At 68.3% G+C, this 16,185-nt stretch carries 18 protein-coding genes; 12 read left to right on the forward strand and 6 right to left on the reverse strand.

The genetic code is table 11. From position 1 onward, the window contains the following. Positions 1-154 precede the first annotated feature (154 nt). The 9 genes from Q0916_RS00430 to Q0916_RS00470 all read left to right on the forward strand — a co-directional run bounded on the left by Q0916_RS00430 (position 155) and on the right by Q0916_RS00470 (position 8,520). On the forward strand, positions 155-397 hold the full coding sequence (locus Q0916_RS00430) for a transcriptional regulator (protein ID WP_299232808.1): 243 nt from the start codon (positions 155-157) through the stop codon (positions 395-397). A 119-nt stretch (positions 398-516) separates the two neighbouring features. Next, positions 517-1,419 (forward strand): ABC transporter ATP-binding protein, encoded by a 903-nt coding sequence (locus Q0916_RS00435; protein ID WP_299232811.1) that lies wholly within the window; start codon positions 517-519, stop codon positions 1,417-1,419. After that, positions 1,419-3,317 carry a PrsW family glutamic-type intramembrane protease gene (locus tag Q0916_RS00440; protein ID WP_299232813.1) on the forward strand — a complete coding sequence of 633 codons (1,899 nt, stop codon included), beginning with the start codon at positions 1,419-1,421 and terminating at the stop codon, positions 3,315-3,317. Before Q0916_RS00435 ends, Q0916_RS00440 begins: the two co-directional genes overlap by 1 nt. Further along, positions 3,310-4,356 (forward strand): ABC transporter permease, encoded by a 1,047-nt coding sequence (locus Q0916_RS00445; RefSeq protein WP_299232815.1) that lies wholly within the window; start codon positions 3,310-3,312, stop codon positions 4,354-4,356. The genes Q0916_RS00440 and Q0916_RS00445 overlap by 8 nt, the downstream gene beginning before the upstream one ends. A 30-nt stretch (positions 4,357-4,386) precedes the next feature. Further along, positions 4,387-5,361: an aldo/keto reductase gene (locus tag Q0916_RS00450; RefSeq protein ID WP_299232817.1), complete on the forward strand. Its 975-nt coding sequence runs from the start codon at positions 4,387-4,389 to the stop codon at positions 5,359-5,361. Positions 5,362-5,448: 87 nt separating this feature from the next. Next, positions 5,449-6,834, forward strand: coding sequence for a cryptochrome/photolyase family protein (locus tag Q0916_RS00455; protein WP_299232820.1), 1,386 nt, complete (start codon positions 5,449-5,451; stop codon positions 6,832-6,834). Between the two features lie 73 nt (positions 6,835-6,907). Next, complete coding sequence (locus Q0916_RS00460; protein ID WP_299232823.1) at positions 6,908-7,645, forward strand: SDR family NAD(P)-dependent oxidoreductase; 738 nt, start codon at positions 6,908-6,910, stop codon at positions 7,643-7,645. Further along, the gene (locus Q0916_RS00465) at positions 7,642-8,007 is read left to right on the forward strand and encodes a hypothetical protein (protein WP_299232825.1); all 366 of its coding nucleotides are present in this window, start codon (positions 7,642-7,644) and stop codon (positions 8,005-8,007) included. Before Q0916_RS00460 ends, Q0916_RS00465 begins: the two co-directional genes overlap by 4 nt. A gap of 69 nt (positions 8,008-8,076) precedes the next feature. Beyond that, positions 8,077-8,520: an acyl-CoA thioesterase gene (locus Q0916_RS00470; RefSeq protein ID WP_299232827.1), complete on the forward strand. Its 444-nt coding sequence runs from the start codon at positions 8,077-8,079 to the stop codon at positions 8,518-8,520. 44 nt (positions 8,521-8,564) lie between these two features. Here the strand turns inward: Q0916_RS00470 and Q0916_RS00475 are convergent, their stop codons facing one another. After that, entirely contained in the window at positions 8,565-8,720 is a 156-nt protein-coding gene (locus Q0916_RS00475; RefSeq protein ID WP_299232829.1) for a YegP family protein, read from the reverse strand. Positions 8,721-8,855: 135 nt separating this feature from the next. Continuing rightward, the gene (locus tag Q0916_RS00480; RefSeq protein ID WP_299232831.1) at positions 8,856-9,290 is read right to left on the reverse strand and encodes a type IV pilin N-terminal domain-containing protein; all 435 of its coding nucleotides are present in this window, start codon (positions 9,288-9,290) and stop codon (positions 8,856-8,858) included. 240 nt (positions 9,291-9,530) lie between these two features. Here Q0916_RS00480 and Q0916_RS00485 point away from each other — a divergent pair, with 240 nt between their 5' ends. Next, positions 9,531-10,697 carry a thiolase domain-containing protein gene (locus Q0916_RS00485; RefSeq protein WP_299232834.1) on the forward strand — a complete coding sequence of 389 codons (1,167 nt, stop codon included), beginning with the start codon at positions 9,531-9,533 and terminating at the stop codon, positions 10,695-10,697. Then, complete coding sequence (locus Q0916_RS00490) at positions 10,694-11,089, forward strand: Zn-ribbon domain-containing OB-fold protein (protein ID WP_299232837.1); 396 nt, start codon at positions 10,694-10,696, stop codon at positions 11,087-11,089. The genes Q0916_RS00485 and Q0916_RS00490 overlap by 4 nt, the downstream gene beginning before the upstream one ends. A 30-nt stretch (positions 11,090-11,119) precedes the next feature. Here Q0916_RS00490 and Q0916_RS00495 read toward each other — a convergent pair whose 3' ends face one another. Next, on the reverse strand, positions 11,120-12,709 hold the full coding sequence (locus Q0916_RS00495) for an AMP-binding protein (RefSeq protein ID WP_299232840.1): 1,590 nt from the start codon (positions 12,707-12,709) through the stop codon (positions 11,120-11,122). Between the two features lie 106 nt (positions 12,710-12,815). Here Q0916_RS00495 and Q0916_RS00500 point away from each other — a divergent pair, with 106 nt between their 5' ends. Beyond that, entirely contained in the window at positions 12,816-13,208 is a 393-nt protein-coding gene (locus Q0916_RS00500) for a VOC family protein (protein ID WP_299232843.1), read from the forward strand. A 1-nt stretch (position 13,209) separates the two neighbouring features. Here the strand turns inward: Q0916_RS00500 and Q0916_RS00505 are convergent, their stop codons facing one another. From Q0916_RS00505 to dctP, 3 genes are read right to left on the reverse strand one after another with little or no spacing between them, the layout of a single operon-like run. Continuing rightward, complete coding sequence (locus Q0916_RS00505; RefSeq protein WP_299232846.1) at positions 13,210-14,493, reverse strand: TRAP transporter large permease; 1,284 nt, start codon at positions 14,491-14,493, stop codon at positions 13,210-13,212. Then, on the reverse strand, positions 14,490-15,002 hold the full coding sequence (locus tag Q0916_RS00510; protein WP_299232849.1) for a TRAP transporter small permease: 513 nt from the start codon (positions 15,000-15,002) through the stop codon (positions 14,490-14,492). Before Q0916_RS00510 ends, Q0916_RS00505 begins: the two co-directional genes overlap by 4 nt. Before the next feature lie 12 nt (positions 15,003-15,014). After that, complete coding sequence (dctP, locus tag Q0916_RS00515; protein WP_299232852.1) at positions 15,015-16,085, reverse strand: TRAP transporter substrate-binding protein DctP; 1,071 nt, start codon at positions 16,083-16,085, stop codon at positions 15,015-15,017. Between the last annotated feature and the right edge of the window lie 100 nt (positions 16,086-16,185).

Below are 16,185 nucleotides of genomic sequence, written 5' to 3' on the forward strand. Positions count from 1 at the left end.
TGGGTTCGGGCGTTCCGACCGTTCGTCCAGTGCGTCTTCGCGGTCGGGGAAATACGAACACGCCGTCAGCGGGCCGTATCGGGCCGTTTCACGCCGCTTGGCCCCGGATAAACAAAGAAGTAATTATAAGAACGATGAATCCGAACCGACGGGTATGACATACACGTGCAGAAACTGCAAACGGACGTTTACGAGCGAACTCCAGTACGAACTCCACCGCGACACCTGTTCGGCTGACGCGTTGGTCTGCGAACGGTGCGGCGAGCAGTTCTCCGAGCGCCAGGCGACGCGGGACGGCTGGCACTACGCCTGTCCCACCGACGGCTGTGAGGGCTCGGGACGCGGCGAGGACCTCCACCCGGTACACGAGTTCAGCGTCGCCGTCGACACGCGGTAGCGCCGGATCCCATTTGAGTCGCCGGCGGGCGAGCGGCGGATCGGACAGGAAAACTGTCCGCCGTTCTCGTAGCCGAGCCACGGCCCGGATTTTAATAACAGCCCCCCGTGGCCCTGGACGTGATCGAAGTCCGCGGGCTGCGCAAGGAGTACGGCGCGTTCGTCGCCGTCGAGGACAGCAGTTTCACCGTCGATCGCGGCGAGGTGTTCGGCATCATCGGCCCGAACGGAGCCGGCAAGACGACCACGTTAAAAAGCCTGGCCGGGCTCTTGGAACCGACCGAGGGGTCCGTCGAGGTGTCCGGCGAGCCGGCGGACGCCCGCGAGACGCGGCGGCGCCTCGGGTTTTTGCCCGAGGAATCGCCGTTGTACGAGGAGATGACGGCGGTCTCGTATCTGGAGTTCTTCGCGGACCTCTACGACGTCCCGGACGACGTCGCGACGACGCGCATCCACGACGCGCTCGATCGGCTCGAACTCGAACACCGGCGGCGCGCGATCGGCGACATGTCCAAGGGGATGAAACGGAAGGTCGCCATCGCCCGCTCGCTTGTCAACGACCCCGACGTCCTCGTGTACGACGAGCCGGCATCGGGGCTCGACCCCCTGACGACGAACTACATCATCGAGTTCACGAAGGAACTCGCCGCGGAGGGCCGAACGATCGTCTTCTCGGCGCACAACCTCTATCACGTCGAGGAGGTCTGCGACCGCGTCGCGATAATGAACGAGGGGCGGATCGTCGCCGAGGGCGCCCTCGGCGACCTCCGGGATCGGTACGGAGCGACGGAGTACCGCGTCTTCACCACCGTCGAGGTGCCGGGCGCGAGCGCCGAGGGCGACCGGTACCGCCGCGTCGTCGAGAGCATGGCCGACGTCGAGTCGGTCCGGAAGGCGGCGGTGGAAAACGGCGGGGCGATCGACGACATCCGGACCGTCGAGCCGACGCTCGAGGGCCTCTTCTTGGATCTCGCGGACTCGGAGGGACGCGGCCACAGTGACAGCGAGGCGACGGAGGCCTGATGCGCCCGAAGACGCTCCTCCGGATCGCACGGTGGGAAGCGACGAAGGGGTTCGGCGGCCTCGACAGGGGCGCCGTCGCCGTCGGGGTCGCGGCCGTCGCGTTCGTCCTCGCGGTCGGCGTGGTTGGCGTGGTCGGCGGCGTCGCGATCGAAGACGGCATCTACCGCGTCGGCGTCGAGGAGGACAGCGACCTCTACGGGCCGGTCGCCGACGACCCCGCCTTCGCCGCCGTCGAGCCGAACCCCGAGGCGATCGACGGCGGCGGACTGGCGGCCGGGGGCCGGTACGACCTGTACGTCGAGGACCGGCCGGGCGGGGCGCGGCTCTATCTCGCCGAATCTGGCGGCGAACCGACAGAGAAGAGCCGCGCCGCCCTCGCCGCGCTCAGGGGGTCGATCGACCGGTACAACGACCGCCGGCTGTCGGCCGAGGACAACGCCTCCGCCGCCTTTCCCGTGACCGTGACGGTCCGGTACGTCGAACGCGGCGGAAGCGAGGTCGTCGCCGCCGGGGACGCCGGGGACGCCTCGGGAGCCGACGATGGCGACTCGACGACGGACGGGGGTGCGGGCGGAACAGACGGGTCCAGCGGCGGGGGAGCCACCGGGAGCGACGGGGGGACCACCGGGACCGACACCGAGACCACCCAAGGGGCGACCGGCGGGGACACAGAGGGCCCGATCGGCGCGCCGTCGCTCGGGGCGTTCGACCTCTTCGGGACGGCGGGCACCACCGGCACCCCCTCGGACATACAGCCGCCGTTCCCGTTTCAGTCGCTCGTCCTCGCGTTCCTGTTCGTGCTGCCGCTGAACTTCCTCATACAGGCGTACGGCAGTTCGATGCTGTCCGAGCGCCTCGGGCGGCGCGGCGAGTTGCTGCTCGTCGCGCCGGTCGGCCGCGCCGACATCGTGTTCGGCAAGACGCTGCCGTACGCCGCGGCGTCGGTCTCGATAACCGTCGCGATCGTCGCCGGGCTGCGTCTCCTCGGCGGGGAGGCCGGGCTGTTGTCGGTGCTCGCGGTCGCGCCGCTGACGCTTCTGTTCCTGGCGACGACGTTTCTCGGGTCGCTCTTCGCCCGGTCGTTCAAGGAGCTCACGTTCGTGACCGTCACGATCACGACGCTTCTGACGACCTACGCGTTCGTGCCGGCCATCTTCGCCGAGACCAGCGCGGTCGCGTTCGTCTCGCCGCTGACGCTCGCGATCAAGGACCTCACCGGGACGGCGGTCACGCCCGGACAGTTCGCCTTCGCGCTCGGGCCGCCGACGCTCGTCGGGGCGATCTGTTTCTTCTTCGGGCTCGGGCTGTACCGCGAGGAGGATCTGTTCACCCAGCGGGCGATCCAGCACAAGGCCTTAGACGCGCTCGCAGAGCGGATCCGCCGCCCCCGGAGCGTCGCCGCGGTCGTCGTCCTGTTGGTGCCGTTCGTCTTCGTCGCCGAGCTGTTCGCCGTTGCGCTCCTGTTCGCGCTGCCGGTCGCCGTGTCGATCCCGCTCGTGTTCGCCGTCATCGCCGTCATCGAGGAGCTCGCAAAGGGGCTGCCGATCTACGCGGGGTTCGCCCACGACAGGTACGGGCGGACGCTGCCCGTGAGCCTCGCCGTCGGGGCCGCTGCGGGGATCGGCTTTTTTCTCGCAGAGAAGCTCACCCTCGCGGTTCAGTTGGTCGGACTCCCCGGGTCGCCGGTCGCCGACGCCGCCTTCCAGACCGGCTTCGGTGCGCCGACGCCGGGCGTGATCGCGCTGTTGGCGTTCGCCCCGCTCGCGCTGCACGTCGCAACGTCGACGGTGACGGCCGCGGGCGCCAGCCGGGGCCGCTCGACGTTCGTCCTCGGGCTGTGTTCGGCCGTCCTCGTCCACGTCGCGTACAACGCCGCGGTGGTGAGTCGCGTTGTCTAGAGCCGCCATCGCGCGCCGGGAGCTCGGATCGCTGTCCCGCGAGAAGACGATCGTCCTCGCGTTGCTCATCCAGTTGGTCATCGCGGGCTTCTCGTCGTTTCTCGTCGTCGGGCTGACCTCGCTGTACGACCCCGGCGCGGCCGAGGGCGACGTCGTCGTCGGCGTCACCGGCGAGGAGGCCGACAGGCTGCTCGCGGCCGCCGAGCCGGTCGACGGGCTCGACGCGCGGCCCTACGACCCCGCCGACGCCGAGGCGGCCTTCGACAGAAACGAGATCCAGGCGATCGCCGCCGTCGAGCGCCGCGGCGGTCGGATCGCCGTCACCGTCGACGCCCCCCAGACGAGCCTCCAGAAGACGCTCGTCGTCGTCCAGCTGCGGGCGGCCCTAGAGGAGCTCGAACGAACCGAGCGCTCCGCCCGGAGCGAGCACCTCTCGTTCCAGCCGGTGTCGGTGTCGGTGCCGGCGTCGGTCGACGCCAGCCCGTACTTCGGCTTCTCGTACGCCGTGTTGCTCCCGCTGTTGGTGTTTCTGCCGGTGTTCATCGGCGGGGCCGTCGTCGTCGACTCGCTCACCGAGGAGATCGAACGCGGCACGCTCGAGCTCCTGCGTGTCGCGCCGACCTCGCTCACCGAGATCGTCGAGGGGAAAGCCGGCGTGCTCGCCGCGCTCGCGCCGATTCAGGTCGCGCTGTGGGTACTCCTGTTGGGGCTCAACGAGATCGCGGTCGCGAACGTCCCGGCGATACTGGCGTTCACAACGGCGCTTTCGGTCGTCGCCGTCGTCTTCGCGGCGGGGCTCGCGCTCGCGGTCCCCGTCCGGCAGCGCGCGCAGTTGAGCTACTCGCTCGGGATGCTCGCGGCCTTTGCGGCCGCCGCCCTGCTGCCGGAACACCCCGCGACGACGGTTGCGCTGCTCGCGATCGACAGCGCGACGCCGACGACGTACGCCCACCTCGGCGCGACCGTCGTCGCCGCGATCGGGGCCGCGGCGATCCTCCGGGTGCAGCTGGCCGCCGTCGACGCCGAATCGCTCGGGTAGTTTTTTGCGCCGGCCCGTCGTGTGGCGGGCATGGAGTACACCACGCTCGGCACGAGCGGCATCGAGGTGTCGCGGATCTGTCTCGGCTGTATGAGCTTCGGCGACCCGGAGTGGCGCGAGTGGGTCAGAGGCGAGTCCTTCGGCCACGAACTCGTCGAGCGGGCCCGCGAGTTGGGCATCAACTTCTTCGACACCGCCAACATGTACTCGCTCGGTGAGAGCGAGCGGATCCTCGGCGACGCCCTGGAGGGCCACCGCGAGGAGTCGGTGATCGCGACGAAGGTGTTCTTCCCGATGCGCGAGGAGGACCCGAACTCCGGGGGGCTCTCCCGGAAGACGATCGAACAGGAACTCGAAAACTCCCTCGATCGCCTCGGGGTCGACACGGTCGATCTCTACCAGACGCACCGCTGGGACTACGACACCCCGATCGAAACCACGCTCGGCGCGTTGGACGACGCCGTTCGCCGCGGGCAGGTCAGACACGTCGGCGCGTCGTCGATGTGGGCCCACCAACTCGCGGCGGCGTTGGGGACCAGCGATCAGGAGGGGCTCGAACGGTTCGCGACGATGCAGAACCACTACAACCTCGTCTACCGCGAGGAGGAGCGCGAAACCCTCCCGCTGTGTCAACGGGAAGGGATCGGCGTGATACCCTGGAGCCCGATGGCGCGGGGGTACCTCACCCGCCCCCACGAGGAGTTCGAGGCGACGACGCGGGGCGAGAGCGACGACTACGCCCACGAACACCCCTACGCCGACAACGGCGGCCGGGAGATCAACGAGCGCGTCGCGGAGCTGGCCGCCGATCACGGCGCCTCGATGGCACAGATCGCGCTCGCGTGGCTCCTGCACAAGGAGTGGGTCGACGCGCCGATCATCGGCGCCTCGAAGATCGAGCACCTAGAGGACGCGGTCGAGGCCCTCGAGATCGACCTCTCGGATCGCGACATGGAGTACTTGGAAGAGCCCTACGGGCCGGTTCCGGTCTCCGGACACGAGTGAGCGCGCCTCGGGTGGGTCTCGGTGGGCGGTCGCGCCCGGAGTCGCCGCGTCCGAAGGACACTATCCGATCGAGCCCCTTCGGTCGGTATGGAGCTGTTTTGGCACCGCCGCGACCCCCGAACGGTGGACAACGCCGGACTGGCCGCGGCCGCACGCAGCGGAACGGTCGTGCCGGTGTTCGTCTACGACGCCGACCTGCTCGGAACGCTCGGCGACCGACAGCGCGTCTTCTACCTCCGGGCAGTAAAGCGCCTCGAGGCCCGGTACCGCGAACTCGGCAGCGACCTCGTCGTCCGCTCCGGCGCGCCCGACGAGGCGCTCGTCGACCTCGCCGAGGAGTACGACGCGGAGACGGTGTTCTACAACGAACACTACCGGGCGGCGCGGCGGAACCGACAGCGCCGCGTCGACGCGGCGCTGTCGGACGACGGCGTCGGAACCGATCGTCGGACGGACCTCGTCTTGGTCGATCCCGGGCGTCTCGAGCGGTCCTACCCGAACCACAGCCAGTTCCACAACGACTGGGAAGCCGTCCCCAAGCGGGGCCCCTACGAGGAGCCCCCGGCGGACGCCCTCGCGTCGGTCGGCGACGGCAAGACCGTCCCGGAGCCCGACGCCGACATCGATCTGCCGGCGGCCGGATACCGGGCCGCGCGCGATCGGTTCGACGGCTTTCTCGACCGCGGGATCACCTCGTACAACGACACCCGCGACGACCTCGCGCGGGCCGTCGAGGCCCCGACGCGGGCGGTCTCGCGGATGTCGCCCTACCTCGCGACCGGCGCGATCGGGATCCGAGAGCTGTGGAGCGACGCGGGCGAGGTCTACGACGCCGTCTCGGGCGGCGAGCGCCGCAACGTCGACAAGTACCGCTACGAGCTCTCTTGGCGCGAACAGCAGTACCACCTGCTGTACTACAACCCGGATCTCGCCGTCTCGAACTACAAGGAGTTCCCGAACGAGATCGCCTGGCGCGAGGCCGACGAGGACTTCGAGGCCTGGAAGCGCGGCGAGACCGGGTACCCCCTCGTCGACGCCGGGATGCGCCAGCTGAACGAGGAGGGGTACATTCATAACCGGCCGCGGCAGGTGGTCGCGAGCTTTCTCACGAAACACCTCCTCGTCGACTGGCGAAAGGGCGCGCGTTACTTCACCGAACAGCTGATCGATCACGACTACGCATCGAACCACGGCGGCTGGCAGTGGACCGCCTCGACGGGCACCGACTCCGTCGACGTCCGGATCTTCGATCCGGTGAGCCAGGCCTCGAAGTACGACGACGGCGCGGCGTTCATCCGCGAGTACGTCCCGGAGTTGCGCGAGGCGCCGACGGAGCGGATCATCGAGTGGCCGACGCTCTCGGACGGCGAACGCGAGGCCGTCGCCCCGGAGTACCCCCACCCGATCGTCGACCGTAACGAGGGCTACGAGCGCGCCCAGCGGGTCTTCGAGGAGGCCCTCGGCAAGCGCTGAACCGCGGCGTGTCGCCGCGCGTCGGGCCTTCGTCTTACCGTCTGTTGAAGTCGCTGGCAGCGCTATCAGGGGCATGGAGTTCAGGCCGGACCTCGAGGGGCGCACGGCACTCGTCACGGGCAGCGCAAAGCGCGTCGGCAGGGAGCTACTGTTGTCGATCGCCGAGTGTGGCGCCGACGTCGCCGTCCACTACCACACGAGCGACGCGGCGGCGGCCGAGACCGCCGAAGCCGCCCGCGAGCACGGCGTCGAGGCGACGACCGTCCAGGGGGACGTCACCGACCCCGAGTCCGTCGACGCGCTGTTCGGCGCCGTCGAGTCCGAGCTCGGCGGCGTCGACGTCCTCGTCAACAACGTCGGCGATTTCGACGCGAGACACTGGGCGGACATCGAGTGGGCGTCCTGGCGCAACGTCGTCGAGACGACCTTCTACGGGACGGTGCTGTGCTCGCGCCGCGCCCTCGCCGGGATGGCCGAACGCGGGTGGGGCCGGATCGTCAACATCGGGTTCGCCGACAGCGACCGGATGCACGCCGCCCCGGTGAACTTCCCGTACTTCGTCGCCAAGACCGGCGTTCTCATGTTCACCCGGATGCTCGCGGCCGACACCGCCGACGCGGGCATAACGGTCAACGCGGTCTCGCCGTTCGCCGTCGAGAACACCGAGGCCGGCGTCGAGGAGTTCCCGCGGGGGCGTCCGGCCGCCTTCGAGGACGTCGCTGCGCCGCTTCGGTTCTTCCTGAGCGACGCGGCCGCGTACGTGAGCGGCGAGAACGTCGCCGTCGACGGGGGGCGACTGCCGGAGTCGTGAACCACGTCCCTGACGACGCGCTCGAGGCGATCGACGCCTTCGGCGAGGGACTGCTCCGCGGGAGCCCGCGGCCGGTCAGAGAGCGGCTCCGGTCGGACCTCCGGCTTCGGATCGACCCGATCGAACGCGACGACGGAGGTGGAGACGGCGACGGACCCCGAGGGGTCGCGCGCTGTCGGTTCGAGACCGAACACACACGGGCGCCGCCGCGGCTCCGCGATCGGGGGTCGTTCGTGTGTACCGTCGTCGACAACGTCGAGAGCCGCCTCGAACCCTGGGGGCTCGACCCGCCGCCGGCCTACGAGTACGCCGGCACCGTCGAGGGGTGGCACCGCTACGAGGGACGCCTCGAACGCCCGTGATCGTCGGTTGGAGCCGGAGCCAGAACCGCCGACCGACGGGCCTTTCCGCCCGCCCGCCGTCCTCACGGTATGCCGACCGTCAGCGACACGTACATCGAGAACCGCCAGCAGGTACAGCCGACCCACACCAACAACCACGCCTCGGCGCACGGGGGCAACGTCGTCAAGTGGATGGACGAGGTCGGCGCGATGTCGGCGATGCGCTTTGCCGGCGGCCCCTGCGTCACCGCCAAGATCAACGACCTCGATTTCAAGCGGCCGGTCCCGCAGGGCGAGATCTGCGTCATCGAGTCGTATGTGTACGCTGCCGGCCGGACGAGCGTCCGCGTCCGGCTCCGGGCGTTCCGCGAGTCTCCCCACACGGGCGACCGCGAGGAGACCACCGACTCGTACTTCGTGTTCGTCGCCGTCGACGAGGAGGGCACGCCGGTCTCGGTCCCGGAGCTACGCGTCGAGACGGAGCGGTGTCGGGAACTGCGGGACGTCGCGCTGGCCGAAGAGCCGACCGAGTGAGCCGGCTTCGGAGGGTCAAAAAGGCGTGTCGGGCGCGTCGCGGGTTACTTTTGATCGGCGTTCGGCGCGTTCCGCTTGAGGCTCTCGATGCCGTCGCGGACCGCACTCCGAATCGTGTAGCCCTCGCCGCCGTCCAGCAGGATGTTCCCGTTGCGGTGTCGCAGCCGCCAGCGGTACTCGCCGGCCGCGTCGTGGTACATTTTCGATCCGGGCAGAGTCGGGGGGATCGCTCTCTCGTACCTATCAGTGTGAGACGCAGCGGTTGGCATCGGCTGGGACGCTCTGTGCGACTCGTTGTCGGGACGGGAATAAAGAACCGAAAACCGCGAACCCGCTTAGACCGTCCGTTCCGCGAGGACGGAGGTTCGCTCCTCGCCGACCCAGACGACGCGGATGGTGTCGCCGCCGTTTACGACGGCATCACCGCTGAGGTTCACTTCGTCACCGGCCCGGAACTGCCCACCGTACGGAGGGTTCCCGATGGCTGTGGTGTTGACCTCGTCGCCGCCGGAGGTGACGCGGATCTCGACGGTGTTCTGATCGTTGAACGTGTCGCCGCCGCCGTGGGCGATCGTGACGCTGTTCGTCGTGTTATCCGTGATCGAGATCTGTGCGTTCGGAGCGGTCTGTTGGACCTGATCGCCGAGTCCGAGCACGAACGTCCCGATGACGGCCGCGAGAATGACCGTGATCGCGACCATCAGAATGACCCCGATAACGGGCGAAACGGCTCGGTCGTCGTCCGCATCGAATAGTGTGTTGAGTGTCATGGTTTCACCCGCAGTCCGAGCCCGATTGTCGACAGCGAGTACACAGGCACTCGACTGCGTTATCTATCGGTAGGTGCTCAGCACTTAATACGGTGGTCATCGGTTCAGCGTTCGATTCGCGCCGCAAAGTCGCGTTGCGGCCGGTGAGGACAAGAGAGGGAACAGGTGGGCGGAGTGTGGCCAGGAGCCGATCGCACTGGGCACGTTTTTTATATCATCCGGCCGTGAGTGTGTGATACGATGCCACGAGCAAGCGTCGTCGGGGCCGGCATGACGGAGTTCGGACCCCACGACAAGACACTCTCGGAGCTGTTCGCCGAGGCCGCCCTCCCGGCGATGGCGGACGCGGGCGTCGAGCGGGGCGACGTCGACGCCCTCTTCGTCGGGAACACCCTCGGCGGCACGACCGAAAACGACACCCACCTCGGGCCGAAGCTCGCGAGCCACGTCGGGCTCGCCGGGGTTCCAACCCAGCGCTTCGAGGACGCGTGTGCGACCTCGAGCAACGCGTTCAAACACGCCGTCCGGGCCGTCGAGTCGGGGCCTCACGATGTCGTCCTCGTCGGCGGCGTCGAGCGCTGTACGCCCGAGACCGGCCTCGACACGCCCGAGATGACGAAGGCGTTCGTCAGCGCCGCCGACCGCCAGTACGAACAGCCGGCGGGCATCACGTTTCCGGGCGTGTTCGGGCTGTTGACGAAACGGCACATGCACGAGTACGGGACGACCGAGGAACAACTCGCACGCGTCGCGGTCAAGAACCACGCGAACGGGACGCTGAACCCCCGGGCGCACTTCGGCAAGGAGACCGACGTCGAGTCGGTGCTCGACTCGCCGCTCGTCGCCGATCCGTTCCGGCTGATGGACTGTTGTCCCTTCTCGGACGGCGCCTCGGCGGTCGTCGTCGCGAGCGAGGCGTTTGCGGACTCCTTCGACGCGCCGGTGGACGTGACCGGGATCGGCCACGCGACCGACATCGTCCCCATCGCGGACAAAGAGCGGCTGACGGCGACGCACTCCGCCCGCGAGGCGGCGAGTCAGGCCTACGAGGAGGCCGAGATCGGGGCCGACGACGTGGACTTCTGCGAACTCCACGACTGCTTTACCGGCGCGGAGGTGCTCGCAACGGAGGCGCTCGGCTTCTTCGCCGACGGCGAGGGCGGCCCGGCGGCCGAGGCGGGGCGGACCGAACTCGACGGCGAGATCCCGATCAACCCGAGCGGCGGCCTCAAGGCCAAGGGCCACCCGATCGGCGCGACGGGGACCGCCCAGATCGTCGAGTTGACCGAGCAGATCCGCGGCGAGGTCGGCTCGCGACAGGTCCCCGAGGCGACGACAGGGTTGGCGCACAACCTCGGCGGCGACACCGCAACGACGCTCGTCACCGTCATGGAGGCCCGAACATGAGCGAGAGCGATCCGGCCGTCGATCGGTTCCTCGAGGGCTCGGACGCGGGGCTGACGCACACCGCTTGGAAGCGGGCGCTCCGCGAGGACGTCCTGTTGGGCGAGGCGTGCGCCGACTGCGGCCACCGAAGCGGCGCGCCCAGAGCGGCCTGCGTCCGGTGCGGCAGCCGCGAGTTGGAGCCGATCGCGCTGCCGACGAGCGGGGAGGTGATCACCGAGACGACGATCGCGGTGCCGCCGGAGGGCTTCGACGGGCCCCACACCGTCGCCATCGTCGAACTCGACGCCGCGCGGATCATGGCGGGCGTCGAGGAAAGCGTCGACATCGGCGATTCGGTCGAACTCGTCGGCGTCCTCGAGCGGGACGACGAGCCGGGGCCGCTGTTCGGCTGACCGCCGCGATGCTGCCCGCCTCGGGTGCGCTCAGGCGATGTCCCGGTCGTGGTCCGCCCAGTGCGGCTCCCTGAGCGCCTTCTTGTCGACCTTCCCGTAGGGGGTCGTCGGGAGCGCGTCGACGAACTCGGTGCTTTTGGGCTTCTTGTAGTCGGCGAGTCGCTCGTCAGCGAACGATCGGACGTCCTCGGCCGTGAGGTCCGCCCCGGCCTCCGGCACCACGACGGCGTGGACGGCCTCGCCCCAGTCGTCGTCCGGAACGCCGATGACGGCGACGTCTCTGACGTCCGGATGCGTCATCAGTTTGTCCTCGACGTTCGTCGTGTACACGTTCAGCCCGCCGGTAATGATCATGTCGCTGTCGCGATCGAGGTGGTAGACGTACCCCTCCTCGTCCATCCGGCCGATGTCGCCGGTCCTGATCCACCCGTCGACGACGGTGGCCGCCGTCTTTTCTGGCAGGCCGTGGTACCCGGTCATCCGGTAGGGGGCCCTGAGGAGGATCTCGCCCTCCTCGCCGGGCGGCAGCGCGGCCGTGTCCGTCCGGTCCTCGAGAGAGGCGATCCGGACGTCGGCCATCGCGGTCGCCCGGCCACAGGAGTCGAGTTTCTCGCCGGCCTCGGTGGTGTGGTCGTGTTTGGGGAGCGTCGTCCCGATGTTCGGGATCTCGCTTTGGCCGTACAGCTGGATGAAGACCTGCCCGAAGGCCTCGAGGGCCTCCTCGAGGCGGTCGCTGGCGATCGGCGCGCCGCCGTAGACGAGCGTCTCGAGCGAGGAGACGTCCGTCGCCGACAGCCGCTCGTGGTCCAACACGCGGTATATCATCGTCGGGACCATCCAGGACCACGTTATGTCGTTGTCCTCGACCGCCCGGAGGAACGCCTCCGGGTCGAACCCCTGGGTGATGTGCGCGTGCGCCCCCCGGATCATCCCCGCCGAAAGCGCGTAGCCCGCCGAGTGCGGCAGCGGCGTCGTCAACAACAGCCGTTCGTTCGGCCGGATGTCGAGTTCGAGCACGTGGGCGAGCAGGCAGATCGCGAGGCCGTACTGCGTGTGTTTTGCGCCCTTCGGTTTGCCGGTCGTGCCGCCGGTGTACTGAAACAGCGCGACGTCGTCCGGGTCGACCTCGACGTCCGGGGCGCTGCCGAGGTGCGCCTCGATGCGCCGGGAGGCCGCGATCGCTCCCTCGGGCGCCGAGTCCCCGAAGACGACGACGTCCTCTACGGTCGGTATCTCCTCGGCGAGGTCACTCGCGGTCCCGAGAAAGCCCTCGTCGACGACGAGGACCTTCGAGCCCGAGTCGGAGGCGATGTGTTCGTACTCCTCGCGCGTCAGCATGTCGTTCATCGCGACCTTGACGTACCCACCGCGGACGCAGGCGAGGTCCGCGACGACGTAGCCGAGCCGGTTCGACATCATCAGGCCGACCCGATCGCCCGGCCGGAGGCCCATCTCCGAGAGGGCGCTTGCGAGCGCGCCGGCGCGCTCCCAGGCCTCCCCGTAGCTGATCGATTCGCCCTCGAACGTCGCAAGCGCGTTCGACTCGTAGGTCCGGCAGGCGCGGCCGAGAAGCGTCTGCACCGTCGGAACGTCCGTCGCGAGCGGAGCGGTCGCGTCCATGTCGGGGGCGCTCGCCGCAGCGACATAAAACCGCGGCGATCGGAGGCGCCGACCCGACCGCCGCGAGACCGGTGTGTTCACAAGCGCCGACACACAGAGGGGACGTATGTTACAGCGCGTTCACCACATCGCCTTTGTCGTGGCCGACCTCGACGCCGCGGCGGCGCAGTTCGAGGAGACGCTCGGGCTCGATCTGTACACCCGAGAAACGATGTCGGAGGACTACCACCTCGAGGTCGCCGTCTACGAACTCGACGGCGTGCTGTTGGAGTTGATCACGCCGACGCGATCGGAGGGGTGGATACACGAGCACCTCTCGGAGAACGGGGAGGGGTTCTTCCACATGGCTTTCGAGGTTGAGGACATAGAGCGCGCGATCGAGTCGTTCCGGGAGCGCGGCGTCGGCGTCGACGGGCCGAATCAGGGGCTGGATTGGCTCGTCGGGACGCTCGACGACGCGGAGACGATCGCGCCGATGCAGGTCGTCGAGGACGGGTAGCTCAGGCGTACTCGAGGAGCGCCAGGCTGAGCCGCGGCACGTACGCGACGACGAACAGCCCCACGAGCAGTATCACGTAGTAGGGTGCGGACTTCCGGAACACGTCGACAACGTCGGCGCCGGAGATGTCGGCGGAGAGGTACACCGAGAGCCCCAGCGGCGGCGTCAACAGCCCGACCATGAGCGCGTAGACGGTAACGACGCCGACGTGGATCGGGTTGTACCCGACCGACGTCAGCGGGGGCACGATGACCGGCGTCACCATGACGAGCGCGGCGAGGGGGTCGAGAAAGAGCCCCAGAAACAGCAACAGCAGAACCGTCAGAAACAGCACGACAGCGGGCGTCTCGGAGATCCCGAAGAGGATGTTCGCGAACTGCTGGTCGATCCCCTCGACCGAGAGGACCCACGCGAAGAGCCCGGCGGCCGCCAGGATGAGCAGGATCGTCCCCGTCGTCCGAACCGCCTCGATGGAGGCCGACCAGACGTACTCGACGTTGAGGATGCGGTAGAACACCGCGTTGATAAAGGCGATGTAGATCACGGTGACGGCGGCCGCCTCGGTCGGGCTGAAGTACCCGCCGAGCATGCCGGCGATCAGGACGACCGGCGTGAGCAGCGCCGGCGTCGCGATCAGGAACGACCGGCCGGCCTTCGAGAGCGACGCCCGCTCGTCGTTCCGCGGGAACCCGCGCCGGCGGGCGATGATCGCGGTACCGATCATCAACAGCAGGCCGGTGAGGATCGCCGGAAGCGCGCCCGCCAACAGCAACTGAAGCACCGACACCTCCGCGATGATGCCGAAGAGGATCAGCGGAATGCTCGGTGGGAACAGCGGGCCGATCGTCGCCGATGCGCTCGTCAGCGCGGCCGAGTAGCCGTCGTCGTAGCCGCTCTCGGACATCGTTTCGATCAGGACGCGGCCGACGCCGCCGATGTCGGCCAGCGCCGACCCCGATATGCCCGAAAAGACGATGCTCGTGAGGACGTTCACCTGCGCGAGCCCGCCGGTCAGGTGGCCGACGACGCTGTCGGCGAAATCGAAGATCCGCTCGGTCACGTCGCCGTGGTTCATCAGCGAGCCGACGAAGATGAAAATCGGGACCGCAAGCAGCGTGAACGAGTCGACCGTCCGGAGCATCCGCTGGATCGGAAACGAGAGCGGCTGACCGAACACGAAAAGCGCGTAGTACGTGGCCGGAAGGCCCAACGCGGCGTAGACCGGCACCCGGAGCAAGGCGAGCGCGACGAACGCGAGGATGACGAGTATCCCGTCGCTGATCACGGCGAGTCACCCTCGCTCGTCGTCGATCGAACCCCGAGTTCCCCGAGAAGCTCCGCGAGGTACGCACCCGCAAGCATCCCGAATCCGACGACGGGCGCGAGGTAGTACAGCGGTATCGGGATCGCGATGCTCGGCGCCGTCGAGTCCCAGAACTGCTGCATCGCGAAGACCGACCCGACGATCAACACGGCGCAAAACGCGATGTTGAACGCGAGCACGACGATCCGGTTGTACCGCCCGAAGCGCTCGGGGAGCCGGTTCATGAGGAAGTCGATCCGTATGTGTCGGTCCTCGCGGGCCAATGCACCGGCGAGCAGAAACGCGAGCCAGACGCCGACGAGTTGCGCGAGCGTCTGTAGCCCGCCGACCCGAACCCCAGTGTTCCGCGTCACGACCGCGGCCATGATCAGACCGACGATAGCGAGCAGGCCCGCGGCTGCTGCGGTGTAGGGGACGCGCCTGGTGAGCGTGTCGTAGCGCGACGGGGACGGTGGCGGGGACGAGGACATCGGCGGGCGGAGCTACCGGTACTCGCCGCCGTGGATCGTCTCGATCGTCTCGATGAAGTCGGGGAACTGCTCGCGGATGCGCGATCTGACCTGCGTCCGGAAGGCGTCCATGTCGAGGTCCTCCGGCGGGATGATCTCCCCGCCCTCGTTGCGGACCGCCTCGCGGTGGCCCTCGATGTTCTCTTGGATCAGATCGGTCGCCCGCGGCTGGATCTCCTCGACGGCGTCGTAGAAGGTCTGCTGTGTCTCCTCGTCGAAGCCCTGCCAGAGGTCCTCGTTGAGGATGATCGCAAGCGGCGTGTGCATGTGGTTCGTTTCGAGCACGTAGTCGGTGTTCTCGTGGATGCCGGAGCTGACGATGATGTTGTAGGGGTTCTCCTGTCCGTCGATCGATCCGGTCGCAAGGGCCTGTGGCACCTCCGAGAAGTCGATCTCGGTCGTCTGTGCGCCGAGGCCGACGGCCGTCTCCTCGTAGATGCCGATGGGGACCGCGCGGAGCAGTTTCTCCCCGAGTTCCTGGGGGTTGGTGGCCGGGTCACCGGTGACCGTCACGCGCCGCGTTCCCTGGACGACCGATCCGATCGAGCGGATGTTCGCCTCGCTTGCGAGGTTCTCGATGACCTCCTGGACCGCCTCGGAGTTCGTCGGATTGGTCGCCTCGTATATGTCCTCGTAGGGGTTGTCGGGGTCGTACATGTACGGCGCGTCGAACACCTGCGCCGGCGGGTACTGCGTCCCCGTCAGCGCGTACGGGATGACGTACATGTCGAGTCCGCCGGTCGAGACGTTCTCGATCGACTCGATCTGGCCGCCGAGTTCGCTGTTCCGGAACGCCTCGATCTCGATCTCGCCGCCGGTCTCCTCCTCGACGACCTCCCCGAGCCAAGCGGCTGCATCGCCGTGAACGGAGCCCTCGGCGGCGGGGGAGTTCGCCTGCAGCGTGACGGTTTCGTCCTCGGACGTTCCGCTTCCGGCGCACCCGGCGAGGCTGATCGTCGCGGCGGCGCCGGCGGCGGTGAGGAACCCACGGCGCGAGGGTCGTCGGGTCAAGGCTTCTGTCTCTCGGCTTGATCGGCGTGTCATGCTCGTTGCTTTTATGCCACAAATATATATTTACCCCATTTCGTCCACGGAAATACATTATGAATACGACGCGACATTGCCCGATAGAACCGACTGTTCG

The sequence above is a fragment of the Natronomonas sp. genome, from assembly GCF_028274965.1.
Lineage (GTDB): Archaea > Halobacteriota > Halobacteria > Halobacteriales > Haloarculaceae > Natronomonas.